Source organism: Pseudomonas sp. zfem005, from assembly GCF_032621735.1.
In the GTDB taxonomy this organism is placed as follows: Bacteria; Pseudomonadota; Gammaproteobacteria; order Pseudomonadales; family Pseudomonadaceae; genus Metapseudomonas; species Metapseudomonas solani.
The window spans coordinates 24,061-43,528 of sequence record NZ_JAVYJE010000006.1; the positions used below are offsets into that span (position 1 = coordinate 24,061).

Below are 19,468 nucleotides of genomic sequence, written 5' to 3' on the forward strand. Positions count from 1 at the left end.
TTACTTCCCCTACGGCTTGCTTGTGCACGCCGCGCCCTGTGGCTGGCGCGACAGGTGCAGGGCGATCAGCAGCGCCAGGCTGAGCATCAGGCCGACGAACAGGCCGATGCCGTTCCAGCCGGCGCGGTTCCAGAACAACCCGCCGACCGTGCCGGCGATCCCCGAGCCCGCGTAGTAGAAGGTCTGGTACAGCGAAGCCGCCTGCCCCTTGGCCTGCACGGCGCGGCGCCCGACCCAGCTGCTGGCCACCGAGTGGGCGCCGAAGAAGCCGAAGGTGAACAGCAGCATGCCCAGCAGGATCAGCGGCAGCGGCGTGAGCAGGGTCAGGCCGAAGCCGGCGAGCATCAGCAGGATCACCGCCCAGAGCACCTTCTGCCGGCCGACGCGGTCCGCCAGGGAGCCGACCATCGCCGAGCTGTAGGTGCCCGAGAGGTAGACGATGGAGAGCATGCCCACCGCCGCCTGGCTGAGGTGGTAGGGCGCATCCAGCAGGTGGAAGCCGATGTAGTTGAAGACGGTCACCAGGCTGCCCATGAGCAGGAAGGCTTCGAGGAACAGCAGCGGCAGGCGTGCATCGCGAAAATGCAGGGCGAAGCCGCCGAAGAGGTTTTTCGCGGTGATGGGCCGCGCCTGGAAGTGCCGCGACTCAGGCAGCACGCGCCAGAACACCAGCCCGGCGATCAGGGCCAGGGCGCCGATGCAGGCGAGGGTCCAGTGCCAGGACACGTAGTCGACCATCACCCCGGCCACCAGCCGCCCGCTCATGCCGCCGATGGCGTTGCCACCGATGTACAGGCCGACAGCGAGGCCGGTGTGGCGCGGGTCGATCTCCTCGCTCAGGTAGGTCATGGCCACGGCGGTCAGCCCGCTCAGCGACAGGCCCACCAGCACGCGCATGAGCAGCACCATTTCCCAGCTCTGCATGGCCGCGCTGGCCAGGGTGAAGAGCCCGGCGCAGAGCAGCGAGACCCCCATCACCCGCTTGCGCCCGAGGGCGTCGGAGAGCGAGCCGGTCACCAGCAGGCCGCAGGCCAGGGCCAGGGTGGAAACGGAGAGGATCATGCTGCTCTGCGCCGCGCTGATGGCGAAGGCCTGGGCCAGCACCGGCATCATCGGCTGCACGCAGTAGAGCAGGGCGAAGGTGGCGAAGCCGCCGCAGAACAGGGCGAGGCTGGTGCGCAGGAAGGCGGGGGTGCCTTTTTCGATATGGCTGGGCAGGGCGCTGTCCTGGGCGGACGGATTCATCATGGACCTCGGCAAGGCTTCATCAGGGCCCCGGCGCCTGTCGTGCAGGCGTGCGCCGTCGCACCCGCTGATCGGGGGTGGAGTGGCTGCTTCGTTCGGGATATGGGCAAAGCCTATCGGCGGGGAGTGATACTTTCCAATATATTGTTCGGCATCTTTGATAGGCAGGACATATCATTCCCGCCATGGAACTCCGTCATCTCCGTTACTTCATCGCCGTTGCCGAAGAGCTGCATTTCGGCCGCGCCGCCGAGCTGCTGGGCATCTCCCAGCCACCCTTGAGCCAGCAGATCCAGGCGCTGGAGGAGGAGCTGGGTGCGCGCCTGTTCGAACGCACCAACCGCCGCGTGGCGCTGACCGAGGCGGGGCGGCTGTTTCTCGTCGAGGCGCGCCAGGTGCTGGCCCAGGTGGGGCAGGCGACCGAGGTGGCGCGCCGGGCCCAGCGCGGCGAGCTGGGTGAGCTGAAGGTCGGCTTCACGTCGTCGGCGCCTTTCACCTCGGTCATACCCGAAGCCATCTTCCGCTTCCGTCGCGCCTACCCGGACGTGCAGCTGGAGGTGCACGAGATGGTCAGCCGCGACGTGGCCGAGGCGCTGCTCAACGGGCGCATCCAGGTGGGGCTGATCCGCCCGCTGCCGCTGCCCGAGTCCCTGGTGGCGGTGGAGCTGTTCCGCGAGCCGCTGGTGGCGGTGCTGCACGCCGACCATCCCCTGGCGACGGACCCGGCTCTGGACGCCGGGCTGTACCTGCAGGCCCTGGCCGCCGAGCCTTTCGTGTACTTCCCGCGCACTGCCGGTACCGGGCTCTACGACCAACTGATCGCCCTGACCCACGAGATGGGCTTCAGCCCGCGCATCACCCAGGAATCCCACAGCGCGCTGACCATCATCGGCCTGGTGGCGGCGGGGCTCGGCGTCTCGGTGCTGCCGGCGTCCTTCACGCGCATGCAGTTCGACGGCGTGGTCTACCGCCGCCTGCTCGAGCCCGTGGCGACCACGGCGGTCTGGCTGGTGCGCCGCAGCGACGAGCGTTCGCCGTTGTCACGTTCCTTCATCCAGATGCTGACGCAATGAGATTGGCTCTGTGTGCGTTAGCTGTTGTGGTTTTAATACAGGCGCTCAAGCACGGTGCTTTCAGGGCACCAAAGGATTTCTGCCACCGCCACCGCATGGGTTTCGCTTCGCTCTACGCCATCCTACGAAAGCCGCCGTTACGTGCACGTTGGGTTGGTGCGCACATCAATGTGTGGATTTGAGCGAAGAAAGTTGGAGCAGCCGCCAACCAGGCCATGGATGGCCCATCGCGCCGGCCCCCAGAGCGGCGATGGAGTGAGGGAACCCTGGCGAAGCCGGGGCCGGATGATGGGGCAAGCGTTTTTGGTTCCTTTTTTGGCGACTGAAAAAAGGGACTCGCCCGGGTGGGCGAAACCAGAAGCACCAACAAAACTCGGCAATCAGCTGGGCTCAAATCTTCTAGCAACACTTAAAGAGCGGTGGGCTGAAGCCCACCCTACGCCCACCCTACGCCCACCCGACCCTGCAAGGTGCTCGCCGGTGAGGATTACATGAGACGAAGCTCCGCCCGCTGGATGAAAAAAGCGTCATCCACCCTACCCAGCTACCACCATCGTTCTGGCGTGAGCGGTTTTCGCCGGGCATGAAAAAGGCCGCTTCACGGAGCGGCCTCTTGTAATCGCCTGTCGGGTCAGTCGACCAGGGCCAGGGTGCCCTTCATCATCGAGACGTGGCCGGGGAACGAGCAGAAGAACTCGTAGCTCTCGCCAGCGGCCAGCTTGGCAACGTCGATGGTGGTGGTCGCGGTCTCGCCGCCACCGATCAGCTTGGTGTGAGCGATGATGCGGGCGTCGTCGGCCTTGAGGTAGTCCTTGTCGACACCGGCGGTCATGCCTTCGGTGGCGATGGCCTGGGCATCAGCGGTCTTGCTCAGGACCCAGTTGTGGCCCATCACGTTCTTCGGCAGCTTGCCGACGTGCTTGAGGTTCACGGTGAAGGTCTTGCAGCTTTTGCTGACCTTGATTTCCTTCGTGTTGAAGGTCATCTGATCAGTGCCTTCCACGTCCACCGAACATTCAGCAGCCAGCAGAGGTGCACTGGCCAGGGCCAGCACGGATGCAACGACGAGCTTGCGAATCATTGGAGTCTCCTTGGCAGGTAGGGCCGGATCAGCCCAGATGGGAGACTGCCTGAGTCGGCGCCGAGTTCCCATAACCTGCGTCAACAAACCGCAGGAATTCCATGCCCGGCGCAAGGTCTATCACGGCCATCGAGACAATCTAAGAGCGCCGGTTCCAGGCGGCGCGGAAAATGGCCGCACCCCAACCGAGGAGCGTCACCATGAACTTCCTGCAAAGCCTGCTCGCCGCCTACGCCGCCGGTGCCAGCGGCAACTGCGACGACTGATCGCCCCACCGCGCCCACTACCGTTCGGAAGCTGCGTCCACGCGCCGCTTCCGGGACGCCGCCCGAGCCGCTAATCTTGCCGACTTTTTTCGGGAGTCGACCATGACCTTGCGCTCCGTGTGCGTATTCTGCGGTGCCAGCCCCGGCGCCAACCCCATCTACCAACGTGCCGCCAGCGACCTCGGTCGTACCCTGGCCGAGCGCGGCCTGACCCTGGTCTATGGCGGCGGTGCCGTCGGCCTGATGGGCACCGTGGCCGATGCCGCCCTGGCAGCCGGTGGCGAGGTGATCGGCATCATTCCGCAGAGCCTCAAGGAAGCCGAGATCGGCCACACGGGCCTGACCCGCCTGGAAGTGGTGGACGGCATGCACGCGCGCAAGGCCCGCATGGCCGAGCTGGCCGACGCCTTCATCGCCCTGCCCGGCGGCCTGGGCACCCTGGAAGAACTCTTCGAGATCTGGACCTGGGGCCAGCTCGGCTACCACAGCAAGCCCCTGGGCCTGCTGGAAGTGAACAGCTTCTACGGCAAGCTCACCGAGTTCCTCGACCACCTGGTGGAAGAGCGCTTCGTGCGCGACCAGCACCGCGGCATGCTGCAGGTCGGCGGCACCCCGGAAAGCCTGCTGGAACGCCTGGAAGCCTGGCGCCCCACCGTGGCGCCGAAGTGGGTCGACCGCAAAACCCACTGACCCCTCTGGACAGCCCGGACGGCCTTGCCCCAGCATGCCGCCTGGGCTGACCCGGCCCGCCGAACGGACGTGGCCCGCCCCATGAAGAAGCTCTTCATCACCCTGCTTGTGGGCCTTGCGCTCTATGGCGTGCAACAGCGCCATCCCGGCCTGCTCCAGGGCCTCACCGGCGCCCCCGCCGCCACGGCATCCAGCACCAGCGCCCAGCTGCGCCAGGCCTATGAGGATCGCCGCAGCGACCTGCAGGTCGAAGGCCGCGCCGTGGTCACCCGCGTGCTGCGCGACGACCTCAAGGGCAGCCGCCACCAACGCTTCCTGATGCGCACCGACGACGGCCTGAGCCTGCTGGTGGCGCACAACATCGACCTGGCGCCACGGGTCGAGGGCCTGCGCGAGGGCGACACGATCGAGTTCGCCGGCGAATACGAATGGAACGACAAGGGCGGGGTGATCCACTGGACCCACCACGACCCGCGCGGCCGCCACCCGGGCGGCTGGCTGAAGCACAACGGCAGGACCTACCAATAGGGAGCGGGTGATGAGCGAGGAAGAGGCACGCATCAAGGTCTACTACAACAGCGCCTGCCCCGTGTGCCGGGCGGGCATCGAGGGGCAGAAGGACAAGTCCACCGCCTGTGAGATCGAGTGGGCCGACGTGCATGCCGACAACCAGGCAGTGGAGGAAATCGGCGAGACGCTGGAGTACGTCCGCGAGCGCCTGCACCTGGTGGACGAGCAGGGCGTGAAACGCATGGGCGTGGACGCCTTCATCGTGCTCTGGCGCCACTCCCCCAGGGAGCGCTGGAAGGCCCGCCTGCTGTCCCTGCCGCTGATCCACGGGCTGGCGCAACTGGGCTACAAGGCCTTCGCCCGCCTGCTCTATCTCTGGAACCGCTCGAAGCGGCATTGGTGAACATGAAGCACCTCGAACACCTCGAACAGATCGACGACCACGACCGCCAGCGCCTGGTGGAGGTCTGGGAGGCCGCCGTGCGCGCCACCCACCACTTTCTCGTCGAGGACGACATCCAGTTCTTCAAACCCCTGGTGCGCGACGCCTACCTGGACTCGGTGAAGCTGGCCTGCAGCCGCGACGCCGACGGGCGCATCCAGGGCTTCATCGGCACCGCCGGTGGCACGGTGGAGATGCTCTTCGTCGACCCGGCGCAGCACGGCAAGGGCATCGGCCGCACCCTGCTGCTCCACGCCATCGACCACGAAGGTGCGACGAAGGTGGACGTGAACGAGCAGAACCCGCAGGCGGTGGGTTTCTACCTGCGCATGGGCTTCGAAGTGGCCAGCCGCTCGGAGCTGGATGGCTCGGGCAAGCCGTTTCCCATCCTGCATCTGCGCTTGAAAGGATCGTAGGTTGGCGCCGAGCGCAGCGAGGCCCAACGGTGCGGTGTTCAGGTCCGCCAGGCGCTCCCGGGCTGAAGCCCGGGCTACGCTGCTGCGTTCGTCGCGAACGGAGCCCGGCGGGCGCACCGCTGGTGGATGAAAAGAGCGTCATCCACCCTACAAAAGCGAGACTCCGCGCCGATCACTTCACTCGCCCGGCCTAGCCCTGCTGCACGATCACCGTCTGCGCCGGCATGGGCGCGGGGAAGTCGGCGCCGAGGGCGTCCTTGATGGTGCGGTTGGTGTCGAAGTACACCTGCCAGTAGTGGTCGTTGTGGCAGTAAGGCCGCACCGCCAGCACCGGGCCCACCAGGTTGAATTCGAGGATTTCCACCTCCACCGGCGGCTCGGCCAGCACGTTGGGGATGGCCGCCACCCGCGCCTTGAGCAGGGCCACGGCCGCCGCGTGGTCCGCCGCGCCGGAGAGCTGCGCCTTGAGGTCGACGCGGCGGTAGGCGTTGTGGGTGAAGTTCTGGATGTTGTCGGTGAAGATCTTGTTGTTGCCCACCAGGGTCATCACGTTGTCCGGGGTGTTGATGGCGGTGGCGAACAGGCCGATCTCCTTCACCGTGCCGGTGACACCACCGGCGCTGATGAAGTCGCCCACCTTGAACGGCCGCAGCACGATGATGAAACCGCCCGCCGCCAGGTTGGCCAGCAGCCCCGACCAGGCCATGCCGATGGCCAGGCCGACCGCCGCGATCAGTGCCGCCAGGCTGGTGGTCTGCACGCCGAAGTAGCCGAGGATGCCCACCACCAGAAGGATGTTGAGGGTCACGGTGATGAAGGAGCCGACGTAGCGCAGCACCGTGGGGTCGACCCGCTGGCGCTCCAGGGACTTCTGCACCAGGCCCACCGCGAAGCCGATCAGCCAGCGCCCCAATACCCAGAAGAGGATGGCGACGATGATCTTCACGCCGAAGCTGGTGGCGTATTGCATGACGGTGCTCATGAAGGCGCTGACCTTCTCGGTCCCGACCGTCACTATCGTTGTTTCGTCCATGGCGAGCGCTCCGTGGCAGGTGGCTCGTTTGACGCTAGCAACGCCCGGCCCAAGCGCAACGGCAGACACGCAAAATACCCCGCCCCCGATGCCGCCAGCGGGCCGGGTGTTTCAGCGTTGAGACAGGCACGGGTGCCGGAGCGCCCCTAGGGTTTGTAAAAAAGTCGTCGAGCGCAGGCACTTTTCTTGCAGAGCCTAGATGGCCATTTCCCACAGCGGCATCACCGTCACCCGGACTTCGGGGTCATGGCTGCCGCCGCCGAGGATCACCCCGCGCAAGGGCGATACATCGGAGAAGTCGCGGCCCCAGCCCAGGGTGATGTGCTCGAGGTCGGGAAGAATGTTGTTGGTGGGGTCGAAATCCACCCAGCCGTTGCGCGGGCAGTACACCGACACCCAGGCGTGGGAGGCGTCGGCGCCGATCAGCCGGGGCTGGCCGGGGGGCGGCTGGGTCAGCAGGTAGCCGCTGACGTAGCGGGCGGCCAGGCCCTTGGAGCGCAGGCAGGCGAGCATCAGGTGGGCGAAGTCCTGGCACACGCCGCGGCGGCGCTCCAGCACCTCGGTCAACGGGGTCGCCACCTGGGTGGCCTCGGCGTCGAAGTCGAAGCCGGTGAAGATCTTTTCCATCAGCGCGGCGGCGCAGAGCAGCAGCGGCCGGCCCAGGGGGAAGCAGTCCTCGGCGAAGTCGGCGAACTGGCGCTTGATGCGCACATAGGGCGACTCCACCCGGTAGCGGCAGGCCTCCAGCACCTCGGCACCCAGGGGGCGCCCGGTGAAGGCCTGGCCGGCCAGGGCCAGTTCCCAGGGGGGCGAGCTGTCCAGGGTGTGGGGGCCACGGGGCAGCACTTCCACCAGCAACCGCGCGTTGACCTGCAGTTCGTCATGGGGCCGTTCGAAGGCCAGGCGGCACAGGGGGTTGCCGAACACGTCCAGCCCATCGCTGCGGGAAGACGGCGCCGGGTTGATCTCCAGATCCTGCCCGCTGCACAGCTGCCAGGGGCACTCGCGGGGCCACAGGTGCACCAGTTGCTGGGCCAGCGACACCGGCGCGGCATAGCGGTAGTGGGTGTCGTGGAACACCTGGTAGCGCGCGCCCTGGGGGGCGAGGGAGGCGGCTCGGGATTGCATCACGCGGACACCGTTTGCTGGCTGACGTCGTCGACATGGGCAAAATAGCGCAAAGCGAGACGATCCGAGACCTGGCCGACCATCTGGCCGATGTCGCCCAGCAGTTGCGCCAGCCCTTCCAGCACCTCGTTGAGGCTGTCGCTGCCGAACAAGGGGTTTTCCAGGGTGCCCAGGTCGAAGGCCAGCAGGCGCCCGATCAGGCCGCTGAGCATCAGTTCCTGGGGTGCACCGAATTCCTCGTGCAGGCGGCCCAGGGAGCGCTCCAGGGCCTGCAGCTGGAAGCGCAGGGCGTGGGGGTTCTGCTCGTGCAGCAGAAGCAGGTCGAGCACCGGGATCAGCTGCGGCGAGGCCAGGTAGCGCGAACGGTAGGTGATGGTGCTGTTGCCCAGCTCCAGCAGCCACTCCAGGGCGCCCGGGTCCCAGGCGGCGCCGCCGCGCAGGAAGCCGGCGATGCTGTCGGCGAAGAAGCGCACGCGCTCGATGCGCCGGCCGATCATCAGGAAGCGCCAGCCGTCGTCACGGGTCATGTCGTCGAGGGCGAAGCCGGAGAGCGCGGCCAGGGACATGAGCAGGCGGCTGAGGAAGTCCAGCGCGTCGCCCAGGTCCATGCGCGCCGGGTCGAGGCCCTGCACCTCCTGCTGCAGCTCCAGCACCGCGTGCCAGTTCTCCCGCGACAGGCGCCCGCGCACCTGGGCCGCGGCCCAGTGCAGGCGGCGCAGGTTGCTGCGCAGGCTGAAGGGCCAGTCGTCATCGAGCAGGGCGTTGAGCAGGCGCCGGTCCAGGGGCTCGTCACCGGCCGGCAGCTGGCCCAGGACCTCGGCCAGCTCCAGGGCGGCCTGCCGGGCCTGCTCGTCGCCGTCGGCATCGACATAGCGCGACAGCACCACGCGCAACAGCCGCGCGGCATCGTCGCAGCGCTCGGTGTAGCGGCCGAACCAGAACAGGTTTTCCACCACCCGCGACGGCAGGTAGGGGTCCTGGCGGATCAGGTCGCGCACGCCGAGGGTGCGCGGCCGCAGGGGTTCACCGGTCACCGGGCGATCGGCCAGCACCCAGGTGTCCTTGCTGGCACCGCCACGCTGCATGGAGACCACTTCGGCATTGGCCTCGGAGGCGACCCGGGTCAGCCCGCCAGGCATCACCCAGTAGCAGCCATCGGCGGTGGCCACGGCGAACACGCGCATGCCGATGGCCCGCGAATGCAGGGCACCGCGCTCGCCCTCGGCCTGCCACACCGGCGCCTGGGAAAGCTGCGCCTGGCGCTGGGCGACGTAGGCGTGGGGGCGCGCCTGCAGGCGTTTGCGCAGGGCGTCCCGGGCGTGGGGCGGCAGGTTGTGGCCGAACACCGGTTCGAAGCTCTGCGAGGGGAAGGCCGGCTTGATCACCAGGTTTTCCAGGCCGTCGAGGGTTTCCTGCAGCACACCGGGGGTGCCGCACCAGCGGGTGCCGACGGTGGGCAACAGCAGCTCTTCGCCGAACAGGCGACGATTGACGGCAGGGAGGAAGCCCAGCAGGCCGGGGGACTCCAGCACGCCACTGCCCAGGGCATTGGCCACCAGCACGCGGCCACGGCGCACGGCATCCAGCAGGCCGGGCACGCCGAGTGTGGAGTCGGTGCGCAACTCCAGGGGGTCGCAGAAGTCGTCGTCCAGGCGGCGCAGCACGGCGTGCACGCGCTTCAGGCCGCCCAGGGTCTTGAGGTAGAGGGTGGCGTCGCGCACCGTCAGGTCGTGGCCCTCCACCAGCGGGAAGCCGAGCTGGCGCGCCAGGTAGAGGTGCTCGAAGTAGGTCTCGTTGAAGCGCCCGGGGGTGAGCAGAACCACCAGGGGCGTTTCGCCGTCGCTGGGGGCCTGGCGGATCAGCGTTTCCTGCAGGGCACGGAAATAGCCGGCCAGGTATTGCACGCGCAGGTCGCGGTAGAGCTCCGGGAAGGCACGGGAAACGATCTGCCGGTTCTCCAGCACATAGCCGGCACCGGAGGGTGCCTGGGTGCGGTCGGCCAGCACGTGCCAATGGCCGTCGGCGTCACGGGCCAGGTCCACCGCGTAGCTGTGCAGGTAGGTGCCGTTTATGGCCTGGATGCCCTGGCAGGGCCAGAGGAAGCTGGTGTGGCCGAACACCAGCTCACTGGGCAGCAGGCCTTCGGCGATGAGCTTCTGTTCGCCATAGACATCCGCCAGCACGGCGTTGAGCAGGCGCGCGCGCTGGGCCACGCCGTGGGCGATGGGCTGCCATTCCTCGGCGGAGAGCAGGTTGGGCAGCAGGTCCAGCTCCCAGGGGCGGTCGGTGCCCTTGGGGTCGGCGTAGACGTTGTAGGTGACGCCGTTTTCCTGGATCTGCCGCGCCAGCAGCTCCTGGCGCTGGCGCAGCTGGGCGGCGCTGCTGCGCTGAAGTTGGCGGTACAGGCGCTGCCAGTGCGGGCGCACGTCGCCGTTGGCATCGAGCAGCTCGTGGTAGGCCGTGGCGGTCAGGGGGTAATGGGCAAGCAGGTCGGACATCTGGTACTCGCGAATGGATGCGCCCGTTCTCAACTGTGGACCAAGGTACCGCCGACAGCTGGCCGGATGCCAGCTGCGGCGGTGCCCAGCTTAATGGCGACGCAGGTCCAGGGTCATTGGCAGCTCGTCGTCCCTTTGCGGCGGCTCCACCTGGAGCTTGCCGGGGCTGTGGCCGAGGCGGAAGAAGCGCGCCAGGCGACGGCTTTCCGCTTCATAGGCGTTGACCGGGAAGCTGTCGTAGTTGCGCCCGCCGGGGTGGGCGACGTGGTACTGGCAGCCGCCGAGGGAGCGTTGCATCCAGGTGTCCACCAGGTCGAACACCAGGGGCGCGTGCACGCCGATGGTGGGTTGCAGGCAGGAGGCCGGCTGCCAGGCGCGGTAGCGCACGCCGCCGATGAACTCGCCGACCCGACCGGTGGGCTGCAGGGGCACCGCCTCGCCGTTGCAGGTGAGCACGTAGCGGTCCGGCGCCAGGCCGGAGAGCTTGAGCTGCACCCGCTCCAGGGACGAATCCACATAGCGCACGGTGCCGCCGGCGGCGCCCTCCTCGCCCAGCACGTGCCAGGGTTCCAGGGCCTGGCGCAGCTCCAGGTCGATGCCCTTGACCATGAAGTCGCCGTACTTGGGGAAACGGAATTCGAAGTGCGGCGCGAACCACTCGCCACGCACCGGGTAGCCGGCCTGGTTGAGCTCGTGCACCACGTCGTCGAAGTCCTGCTGGACGAAGTGCGGGAGGAGGAAGCGGTCGTGCAGTTCGGTGCCCCAGCGCGCCAGTTTCGGCGGTGCGTAGGGCTCCTCCCAGAAGCGCGCCACCAGGCCCCGCAGCAGCAGTTGCTGGGCCAGGCTCATGCGCGCGTGGGGCGGCATCTCGAAGGCGCGCAGTTCCAGCAGGCCGAGGCGGCCGGAGGTGCTGTCGGGCGAGTAGAGCTTGTCGATGCAGAACTCGGCGCGGTGGGTGTTGCCGCTGACGTCCACCAGCAGGTTGCGCAGCAGGCGGTCCACCAGCCAGGGCGGGCAGTCGGCGCCCGGCTCGGGCATCTGCGCGAAGGCCACTTCCAGTTCGTAGAGAGCGTCGTTGCGCGCCTCGTCCACCCGCGGTGCCTGGGAGGTGGGGCCGATGAACAGGCCGGAGAACAGGTAGGACAGCGAGGGGTGGTTGTGCCAGTAGCTGATCAGGCTGCGCAGCAGGTCGGGGCGGCGCAGGAAGGGCGAGTCGCCCGGGGTGGCGCCACCGAGGACGAAGTGGTTGCCGCCGCCGGTGCCGACGTGGCGACCATCCACCATGAATTTCTCGCTGGCCAGGCGCGTCTGCCGCGCGGCCTCGTAGAGGAATTCGGTACGCTCCACCAGTTCGTCCCAGTTGCCGGACGGGTGGATGTTCACCTCGATCACACCCGGGTCGGGGGTGACGCGGAAGGTGTTCAGGCGCGGGTCGCCGGGGGGCTCGTAGCCTTCCAGCAGTACCGGGCAGTCCAGCGCGCGCGCAGTGGCCTCGATGGCGGCCACCAGCTCCAGCCAGCTGTCGAGCTCCGCCAGGGGCGGCATGAACAGGTACAGACGGCCGTCGCGGGGCTCGGCGCACAGGGCGGTACGGACCACACCCGCGGCCGACTGGTGGAGGCCGGGCGCGGCCTCGGCCTGGCCCTTGCCGGGCGCGCCCTGACGCAGCTGAGTGCGGATCTCGGCGGCACGGCGCAGCGGCGGGAAGGCCTGGCCGGGGTCGGCGGCGTGGATATAGGGGTAGTCGGCCTCACTGACCCAGGGTTGCGAGTCCAGCGGCAGGCGGTAGCCCATGGCCGAGTCGCCGGGGAGCAGGCGGCAGTGTTCGTCGCGCAGGAACCAGGACCCGGTCTGCCAGCCGTCGCCTTCGCTGTTGCGGCCCAGGGGCAGCACCTGGCCAACGATTTCGCCGAGGCCCTGCTCGAAGACCTTGCGCAGGCGCTCGCGCTCCAGCGGGTCGGCCAGGCGCGGGTCTTCCGGGGTGACGTTGGCCGGCAGCCGGCGCTCGCGCCAGAGGTAGTAGTACCAGTCTTCGTAGGCCGGGAAGATGCCGTCGTCGGCCAGCCCCAGGCGCTCGGCCAGTTGGGCGAGGAAGCGCCCGGCCAGCTCGGCGCTGGCGTCGTAGCTGCGGGTTTCGTCGGCGAACAGCGCCGGGTCGTTCCAGATCGGCTCGCCGTCACGGCGCCAGAAGCAGTTCAGCGACCAGCGCGGCAGTTGCTCGCCCGGGTACCACTTGCCCTGGCCGAAATGCACCAGGCCGTTGGGGGCGTATTGCCCGCGCAGGCGGTGGAACAGCTCGGCGGCCAGGCGCCGCTTGTTGGGGCCGAGGGCGGCGGTGTTCCACTCCGGGTCATCGGGGTGGTCGATGGCGACGAAGGTGGGTTCGCCGCCCATGGTCAGGCGCACGTCGCGGGCCAGCAGGTCGCGGTCGATGCGCCGGCCCAGGTCGAGGATCGCCGCCCACTGTTCGTCGCTGTAGGGCCGGGTGACCCGGGGCGCCTCCCAGATGCGCTCGACGCGCATCTCGTGGCTGAACTCGCACTCGCACTCATCCACCGCACCGCTGATGGGCGCCGCCGATGAGGGCTCGGGGCTGCAGGCCAGCGGCACGTGACCTTCGCCGGCGAACAGGCCGGACGTGGGGTCGAGACCGATCCAGCCGGCACCGGGCAGGTAGACCTCGCACCAGGCGTGCAGGTCGGTGAAGTCCACTTCGGTGCCGCTGGGGCCATCGAGGGATTTCTGGTCGGCGGTGAGTTGGATCAGGTAGCCGGAAACGAAGCGTGCCGCCAGGCCGATGTGGCGCAGCAGTTGCACCAGCAGCCAGGCGGAATCACGGCAGGAGCCGGAGCCCAGCTCCAGGCTCTGCTCGGGCGTCTGCACGCCGGGCTCCATGCGGATGAGGTAGCGGATATCCCGCGAGACACGCTGGTTGAGCGCCACCAGGAAGTCGACGCTGGCGCGCGGTGTGAGGTCGACAGCGGCGAGGTATTTGGCGAACAGCGGCGTGGCCGGCTGGCGGCTGAGGTAAGGCGCCAGCTCGCGTTGCTCGTCGGCGGTGTAGGCGAAGGGCGCCTGCTCGGCATAGGGCTCGAGGAAGAAGTCGAAGGGGTTGAACACCGCCATTTCGACCACCAGGTCCACCTCGACCTTGAGTTCGCGGGTCTTTTCGGGGAACACCAGGCGCGCCAGGTAGTTGCCTTGCGGGTCCTGCTGCCAGTTGATGAAGTGCTTGCCCGGTTCGACCTTCAGCGAGTAGCCGAGGACGCGCGTGCGGCTGTGGGGCGCCGGGCGCAGGCGGACGATCTGCGGACCGAGGGCGACCTCGCGGTCGTAGCGGTAGTGGGTGATGTGGTGCAGTGCGACGTGGATCGACACGGCGTGCCTCCTGCGAGCCTGAGCGATGGCCTTGCTGCGCAAGTCTCATGCCAGCGCGCAAGGTGCTGTTTTGTCGATGGGTGCGCCCCGCGCCGGCACTGGAACGGGGCTCGGGCCGCACTGCTTCGAACGGCGTGCACGAAAATGGTTCGTGTCGCGTGCCGACGGCTTTCGGATCAGCGCCTGAGCATAGACGGGGAAGATGACGGGGAGGGTGCCCTGTGGGAGCGAATTTATTGGCTCTGTCTGCGTTAGCTGCTGTGGTTTTAATGCAGGCGCTCAAGCACGGCCCTTTCGGGGTGCCCGAGGGTTCGTGCCACCTCCACCGCATGGGTTTCGCTTCGCTCTACGCCATCCTACGAAAGCCTGTGCGCACCACGTGGCGATGCGCTGGACGAAGAAAGTTGGAGCAGCCGCCAACGCCCCTCCAGGAGGCCGAACGCAGTCGTTGCGCCGGGGGACGAGCGGCATGGATGCCGCGAGAGGCGCGCCAGGCCATGGATGGCCCATCGCGCCGGCCCCCAGAGCGGCGATGGAGTGAGGGAACCCGACGCAGTCGGGCCGGATGATGGGGCAAGTTTTTTGGTTCCTTTTCACCGGGCTGGCGTTCCAGCGATTGGAAAAGGGACTCGCCCGGGTGGGCGAAACCAGAAATATCACCAGAGCTCGGCAATCAGCTGGGCTCAAATCCTCTAGCAACACTTAACGCAGACAGAGCCAATTCATTCGCGATCAGCGCCGTGCACGCCCATCGCGGTTGAAACCGCTCCCACAGAAGCCCCGGCGCCCCCAAACTGCCTGCCGTTAGCTGCGGCAGGCACCGGGCAGGCCGGCGATCCAGCGCTCCAGCAGGTCGAGGCCTTCGCGGTGGACGGCGGAGCGACCGAGCTCGGGCATCATCACGCTGGGGTCGGTGCTTTCGACGCGGTAGGTGAGGACCGACTCCTCGGGCTTGCCCGGGTGGATATCCACCAGGCGGTCGCCGGAACCCTTGCCGGCGGCCACGGGCTGCTTGCACAGGCCGTAGTTGATGCCCATCGGCGCGGCGGCGTCGAGGAACAGGCCGGAGGTGCGGGCCGGGCCCTTGGGGTTGTGGCAGTGGCCGCAGTTGGCGTCGAGGTAGCTGCGTGCCTGCAGCTCAAGGCTTTCACCGTCACGGGGCTGGCCGAACAGGGCGTTGCGCGGGATGCCGGCCGCCTCGGGCAGGCCCGTGAGGAAGCCACGCTTCTGCCAATGGGCGAGCTGGTTGTCGAGGCCATCGGCGTAGGCCAGCTCCTTGTTCAGGTGCCGCGCCTTGGGGCCGAGGGGGCGCACGCCTTCGCCATGGCGCTCTTCATGGCAGCCGGCGCACTGGTTGGCGTCGGGCACCTGGTAGTCGACGGCGAGGCGCTGGCCCTTCTCGTCCAGCAGTTCCAGGTCGAAGCTGGCACCGGCCCATTCCAGGGTGGCTTCCTTCTGCGCCTCGTCCCAGACGTAGGGCAGCGCCATCCAGCCGTCCTTCTGCCGCAGCAGGATGCGCGTTTCCACCAGGCGCACGCGGTCCAGGGCCAGGCCTTCACGGGGGTCGCGGTCGTCCTGGCCGTTCTTCAGCAGACGGCCCTGTTCGTCGCGGGGGTAGTAGAAGGTCTTGGTCAACACGGTGCCGACGGGGTAGTCGAAGTGGTCTTCGCCGTATTGCGCCGCCTGCCCTTCGGGCATCCACAGGGTGCGCATCTTGTGCGCGTAGTCGGTGAACAGCGGGGTGTTGAGGTCATAGGGCAGCACGGCGGCCACCGGCTGCAGATGGCCGTCGGCCAGGCGCAGCATGCCCCATTCGCTGAGCTTCTCGGGGTAGGCGTCACCTTCGGGCATGAACCGCGGCTCCGGCTGCCGGCCGCAGGCGGCCAGCAGCAGGAGGGCGATCAACAGCAGGCCTCGCTTCATGCGCCGGGGGCCTCCTTGGCCGAGCCGAGGACGATTTCCGGCAGCGCCGGCAGCGTGCAGCGGTGGTCGGTCATGTCGGTGGTGATGTTCTTGTAGCCGTTGGGGCCGTCGACGTTGATCAGCGTGGCTTCGCCGTTGTCGACGCAGATGCCCTGGTCCGCCGGGAGCTTGCCGTCGACCAGCTTGGCCGGGTTGACATAGCCGTCCCAGAGGATGTCGGGCAGGCGCCCGCTGAGGCCGAACTTGGCGACCTTGAGGGCCTTGAGCTCGAGGTTGTCCGGGCTGTCGCCGCCGGGGCCGAAGCGGTTGCCGTGGATGGCGATGCGCTCGGGGTAGGGGTCGAAGTTCTCCGAGGTGGAGAGGTTGGTGTAGCCGGTGCTGAAGTAGCTGCTGACGATGATGTTGGCGGTGCGGTGGCCGCTGATGTCGTTGTCGAAGATTTCCACATCGTCGTTGGAGTTGATCACCACGCCCGAGCCGGCCGGCACGCTGGCCACCGGGGTGCCCTTGTGGCCGAAGTTGTCGTGGCCGTTGTCCTTGACCTGGTTGCGGTAGACGCGGGTGCCGTGCCCCGGTTGCTGCAGGTTGGGCATGTTGAACACGAGGATGCCACCGGTGTTGCCGGTGGCGAGGTTGTCGTAGACGTCGGCGCCGATGGTGTTCTCGATCTCGATGCCGGCGACGTTGCGTTCGGCGCGGCTGTTGCGCACCACGACGTTGCGCGACTGGCCGACGTAGATGCCGGCGTCGGAGGCGCCGATGGCCACGGCGCCTTCGATCAGGGTGTTTTCGGTCTGCACCGGGTAGATGCCGTAGGCGCCGTTCTCGGTGGCCGGGCCGTTGGTCCATTCGGTGCGCACGTTGCGGATGACGATGTTCTTGCCACCCACCACCTTGAGCGCGTCGCCCTTGGTGTCTTCCAGGGCGAGGTCTTCGATGGTGAAGTCGGAGGCGTCCACCAGCAGCCCTTCGGCGCCGGCCTTCTGGCCCTTGAAGTTGAGGATGGTCTTGTCCATCCCCGCGCCCTTGATGGTGACGCCGCTGGCCTTGAGGCTGAGGCTGCGGTCGAGCTGGTAGGTGCCGGCGGGTATTTCGATGACGGTGCCCGGCTTGGCCTTGATCAGCTTGGCCTGCAGTTCTTTCTGGAAATCCACGTGGGTGGTGGGCGTCTTGTCCTGCTCGCCGCAGCCGGCCAGCAGCACCGAGAGCGCGAGAAGGGAAAGGGAGGCGATACGCATGGCGGGCTCCGTCGTTGTTTTTATGAGATTGGAACTATAGTGCCAAAAGCATTTTGTAACTAGTCCCTTCAGCGAAGCCTATTTCGCATAGAACAGCGGGCGGCTGAAGTCGTTCCCACAGGCCTTGGACAGTGGCCAGAAATGAAAACGCCAGCTCGGGGCTGGCGTTTTCGCAGGGCAGGTCGATCAGCGCGGTACAGCGGGGCGCTTGCCGGGCTTCTTGCCGCCCTTGCCGGCGCCGCCCTTCTCCGCCTGGCGACGGGCCTGGGCTGCGGCCTTGGCTTCCTCGCGCTTGTCCCAGGGCTTGCTGCCATCGCTGGCGCGGGGCGGCAGGCCGGTGTGCTGGGTGAGCATGGCCTTGCCGACCTTCTTGCTGCCGGCCGGGGTGGAGTTCTTGCGGCGGGCGCTCTGGTAGCTGTCGGTTTCCGGCTGGTAGGACGGGATCAACTGGTGCTTGCCGTTGCCGATCAGGTCGGCGCGGCCCATGCGCTCCAGCGCGGCACGCAGCATCGGCCAGCCCTTGGGATCGTGGTAGCGCAGGAAGGCCTTGTGCAGGCGGCGCTGCTCCTCGCTCTTGACGATGGTCACGCCGTCGCTCTTGTAGGTGACCTTGCGCAGGGGGTTCTTGCCCGAGTGGTACATGGCGGTGGCGCTGGCCATGGGCGAGGGGTAGAAGGCCTGCACCTGGTCGGCGCGGAAGCCATTGCCCTTGAGCCACAAGGCGAGGTTCATCATGTCTTCGTCGGTGGTGCCCGGGTGCGCGGCGATGAAGTAGGGGATCAGGTACTGCTCTTTCCCGGCCTCCTTGGAGTACTTCTCGAACATGCGCTTGAAGCGGTCATAGCTGCCGATGCCCGGCTTCATCATCTGGTTGAGCGGGCCTTCCTCGGTGTGTTCCGGGGCGATCTTCAGGTAGCCACCGACGTGGTGGGTGACCAGCTCCTTGACGTATTCCGGCGACTCGACGGCGAGGTCGTAGCGCAGGCCCGAGGCGATGAGGATCTTCTTCACCCCCGGCAGCGCACGGGCGCTGCGGTACAGCTGGATCAGGGAGGAGTGATCGGTGTTCAGGTTCGGGCAGATGCCGGGGAACACGCAGGACGGCTTGCGGCACGCGGATTCGATTTCCGGGCTCTTGCAGGCGATGCGGTACATGTTGGCGGTGGGGCCACCGAGGTCGGAAATGACGCCGGTGAAGCCGGGCACCTTGTCACGGATCTCTTCGATCTCGCGGATGATCGACTCTTCCGAGCGGTTCTGGATGATGCGGCCTTCGTGCTCGGTGATGGAGCAGAAGGTGCAGCCGCCGAAGCAGCCACGCATGATGTTCACCGAGAAACGGATCATCTCGTAGGCGGGGATCTTTTCCTTGCCATAGGCCGGGTGCGGCACCCGCGCATAGGGCATGCCGAACACGTAGTCCATTTCCTCGGTGGTCATGGGGATGGGCGGCGGGTTGAACCACACGTCCGTCTCACCATGGCGCTGCACCAGCGCGCGGGCGTTGCCCGGGTTGGTTTCCAGGTGCAGCACGCGGTTGGCATGGGCGTAGAGCACCGGGTCGTTGCGCACCTTCTCGAAGGACGGCAGGCGGATCACGGTCTTGTCGCGGGTCATGCGCGGGCTGGCCAGCAGCTGCACGACCTTGGGTTCGTTCGGGTCTTCGACCTGGGCCTTTTCCTGCTCGATGGCGCAGGCTTCGGTGTCCTGGGTGTTGACGTAGGGGTTGATGATCTTGTCGACCTTGCCGGGGCGGTCGATGCGCGTGGAGTCGACCTCGTACCAGCCCTCGGGCGTATCGCGGCGGATGAACGCGGTGCCGCGGATGTCGGTGATCGAATCGATCTTCTCGCCGTAGGCCATGCGCTGGGCGATTTCCACCACGGCGCGCTCGGCGTTGCCGTAGAGCAGGATGTCGGCGCAGGCGTCGATCAGGATCGAGTGGCGGACCTTGTCCTGCCAGTAGTCGTAGTGCGCGATGCGGCGCAGCGAGGCCTCGATGCCACCGAGCACGATGGGCACGTGGGTGTAGGCCTCCTTGCAGCGCTGGCTGTACACCAGGCTGGCGCGGTCCGGGCGCTTGCCCGCCAGGCCGCCGGGGGTGTAGGCGTCGTCGGAGCGGATCTTCTTGTCGGCGGTGTAGCGGTTGATCATCGAGTCCATGTTGCCGGCGGCGACGCCGAAGAACAGGTTGGGCTCGCCGAGCTTCATGAAGTCGTCTTTCGAGCGCCAGTCGGGCTGGGCGATGATGCCGACGCGGAAGCCCTGGGCCTCCAGCAGGCGGCCGATGATCGCCATGCCGAACGAAGGATGATCGACGTAGGCGTCACCGGTGACGATGATGATGTCGCAGGAATCCCAGCCAAGTTGGTCCATCTCCGCCCGGCTCATTGGCAGGAAAGGTGCAGGACCGAAACACTCGGCCCAGTACTTCTGATAGTCGAACAGCGGCTTGGCGGCTTGCATGGCAGGGACCGTCGGATCTCAGGTGAAAAAGCGGGCGCGAAATATAGCACAAAAAATGAACAAGCCCGACTTCCCTGCTGG

The 19,468-nt window shown here is 67.4% G+C and carries 14 protein-coding genes; 5 read left to right on the top strand and 9 right to left on the bottom strand.

Annotated elements, in window-relative coordinates; all coding sequences use genetic code 11:
• Nucleotides 1-9: 9 nt before the first annotated feature.
• The gene (locus RTW82_RS14605; RefSeq protein ID WP_021222119.1) at nt 10-1,248 is read right to left on the bottom strand and encodes an MFS transporter; all 1,239 of its coding nucleotides are present in this window, start codon (nt 1,246-1,248) and stop codon (nt 10-12) included.
• Nucleotides 1,249-1,430: 182 nt separating this feature from the next.
• On the opposite strand from RTW82_RS14605, the gene RTW82_RS14610 reads away from it, so the two are divergent.
• A complete protein-coding gene (locus tag RTW82_RS14610) occupies nt 1,431-2,318 on the top strand; it encodes a LysR family transcriptional regulator (RefSeq protein ID WP_316925517.1) in 888 nt (295 codons plus the stop codon).
• Nucleotides 2,319-2,949: 631 nt separating this feature from the next.
• Here the strand turns inward: RTW82_RS14610 and azu are convergent.
• On the bottom strand, nt 2,950-3,399 hold the full coding sequence (gene azu / locus RTW82_RS14615; RefSeq protein WP_316925518.1) for an azurin: 450 nt from the start codon (nt 3,397-3,399) through the stop codon (nt 2,950-2,952).
• Between the two features lie 368 nt (nt 3,400-3,767).
• Between azu and RTW82_RS14620 the strand changes: the two genes are divergently transcribed.
• The 4 genes from RTW82_RS14620 (at nt 3,768) to RTW82_RS14635 (ending at nt 5,723) form a co-directional block, all read left to right on the top strand.
• Nucleotides 3,768-4,355: a TIGR00730 family Rossman fold protein gene (locus RTW82_RS14620; protein ID WP_021221633.1), complete on the top strand. Its 588-nt coding sequence runs from the start codon at nt 3,768-3,770 to the stop codon at nt 4,353-4,355.
• Between the two features lie 81 nt (nt 4,356-4,436).
• Complete coding sequence (locus tag RTW82_RS14625) at nt 4,437-4,883, top strand: DUF3465 domain-containing protein (protein WP_316925519.1); 447 nt, start codon at nt 4,437-4,439, stop codon at nt 4,881-4,883.
• A gap of 10 nt (nt 4,884-4,893) precedes the next feature.
• Nucleotides 4,894-5,268 carry a DUF393 domain-containing protein gene (locus RTW82_RS14630; RefSeq protein WP_316925520.1) on the top strand — a complete coding sequence of 125 codons (375 nt, stop codon included), beginning with the start codon at nt 4,894-4,896 and terminating at the stop codon, nt 5,266-5,268.
• Nucleotides 5,269-5,270: 2 nt separating this feature from the next.
• Complete coding sequence (locus RTW82_RS14635; RefSeq protein ID WP_316925521.1) at nt 5,271-5,723, top strand: GNAT family N-acetyltransferase; 453 nt, start codon at nt 5,271-5,273, stop codon at nt 5,721-5,723.
• 190 nt (nt 5,724-5,913) lie between these two features.
• Here RTW82_RS14635 and RTW82_RS14640 read toward each other — a convergent pair whose 3' ends face one another.
• The 7 genes from RTW82_RS14640 to RTW82_RS14670 form a co-directional block, all read right to left on the bottom strand.
• A complete protein-coding gene (locus tag RTW82_RS14640; RefSeq protein WP_316925522.1) occupies nt 5,914-6,756 on the bottom strand; it encodes a mechanosensitive ion channel family protein in 843 nt (280 codons plus the stop codon).
• Between the two features lie 195 nt (nt 6,757-6,951).
• A complete protein-coding gene (locus tag RTW82_RS14645; protein ID WP_316925523.1) occupies nt 6,952-7,884 on the bottom strand; it encodes a transglutaminase family protein in 933 nt (310 codons plus the stop codon).
• Nucleotides 7,884-10,382 carry a circularly permuted type 2 ATP-grasp protein gene (locus RTW82_RS14650; protein WP_316925524.1) on the bottom strand — a complete coding sequence of 833 codons (2,499 nt, stop codon included), beginning with the start codon at nt 10,380-10,382 and terminating at the stop codon, nt 7,884-7,886. Before RTW82_RS14650 ends, RTW82_RS14645 begins: the two co-directional genes overlap by 1 nt.
• 90 nt (nt 10,383-10,472) lie before the next feature.
• The gene (locus RTW82_RS14655) at nt 10,473-13,760 is read right to left on the bottom strand and encodes a transglutaminase family protein (protein WP_316925525.1); all 3,288 of its coding nucleotides are present in this window, start codon (nt 13,758-13,760) and stop codon (nt 10,473-10,475) included.
• An 804-nt stretch (nt 13,761-14,564) separates the two neighbouring features.
• Complete coding sequence (locus RTW82_RS14660; RefSeq protein ID WP_316925526.1) at nt 14,565-15,683, bottom strand: SO2930 family diheme c-type cytochrome; 1,119 nt, start codon at nt 15,681-15,683, stop codon at nt 14,565-14,567.
• Nucleotides 15,680-16,921: a parallel beta-helix domain-containing protein gene (locus tag RTW82_RS14665; RefSeq protein WP_316925527.1), complete on the bottom strand. Its 1,242-nt coding sequence runs from the start codon at nt 16,919-16,921 to the stop codon at nt 15,680-15,682. The genes RTW82_RS14660 and RTW82_RS14665 overlap by 4 nt, the downstream gene beginning before the upstream one ends.
• Nucleotides 16,922-17,107: 186 nt before the next feature.
• Entirely contained in the window at nt 17,108-19,387 is a 2,280-nt protein-coding gene (locus RTW82_RS14670) for a YgiQ family radical SAM protein (protein ID WP_316925528.1), read from the bottom strand.
• Nucleotides 19,388-19,468 lie beyond the last annotated feature (81 nt).

Excerpts from the sequence above, each read along its gene's own strand:
- RTW82_RS14605 (WP_021222119.1), bottom strand. The coding sequence starts at position 1,248 with ATGATGAATCCGTCCGCCCAGGACAGCGCCCTGCCCAGCCATATCGAA.
- RTW82_RS14610 (WP_316925517.1), top strand. The coding sequence starts at position 1,431 with ATGGAACTCCGTCATCTCCGTTACTTCATCGCCGTTGCCGAAGAGCTG.
- azu (WP_316925518.1), bottom strand. The coding sequence starts at position 3,399 with ATGATTCGCAAGCTCGTCGTTGCATCCGTGCTGGCCCTGGCCAGTGCA.
- RTW82_RS14620 (WP_021221633.1), top strand. The coding sequence starts at position 3,768 with ATGACCTTGCGCTCCGTGTGCGTATTCTGCGGTGCCAGCCCCGGCGCC.
- RTW82_RS14625 (WP_316925519.1), top strand. The coding sequence starts at position 4,437 with ATGAAGAAGCTCTTCATCACCCTGCTTGTGGGCCTTGCGCTCTATGGC.
- RTW82_RS14630 (WP_316925520.1), top strand. The coding sequence starts at position 4,894 with ATGAGCGAGGAAGAGGCACGCATCAAGGTCTACTACAACAGCGCCTGC.
- RTW82_RS14635 (WP_316925521.1), top strand. The coding sequence starts at position 5,271 with ATGAAGCACCTCGAACACCTCGAACAGATCGACGACCACGACCGCCAG.
- RTW82_RS14640 (WP_316925522.1), bottom strand. The coding sequence starts at position 6,756 with ATGGACGAAACAACGATAGTGACGGTCGGGACCGAGAAGGTCAGCGCC.
- RTW82_RS14645 (WP_316925523.1), bottom strand. The coding sequence starts at position 7,884 with ATGCAATCCCGAGCCGCCTCCCTCGCCCCCCAGGGCGCGCGCTACCAG.
- RTW82_RS14650 (WP_316925524.1), bottom strand. The coding sequence starts at position 10,382 with ATGTCCGACCTGCTTGCCCATTACCCCCTGACCGCCACGGCCTACCAC.
- RTW82_RS14660 (WP_316925526.1), bottom strand. The coding sequence starts at position 15,683 with ATGAAGCGAGGCCTGCTGTTGATCGCCCTCCTGCTGCTGGCCGCCTGC.
- RTW82_RS14665 (WP_316925527.1), bottom strand. The coding sequence starts at position 16,921 with ATGCGTATCGCCTCCCTTTCCCTTCTCGCGCTCTCGGTGCTGCTGGCC.
- RTW82_RS14670 (WP_316925528.1), bottom strand. The coding sequence starts at position 19,387 with ATGCAAGCCGCCAAGCCGCTGTTCGACTATCAGAAGTACTGGGCCGAG.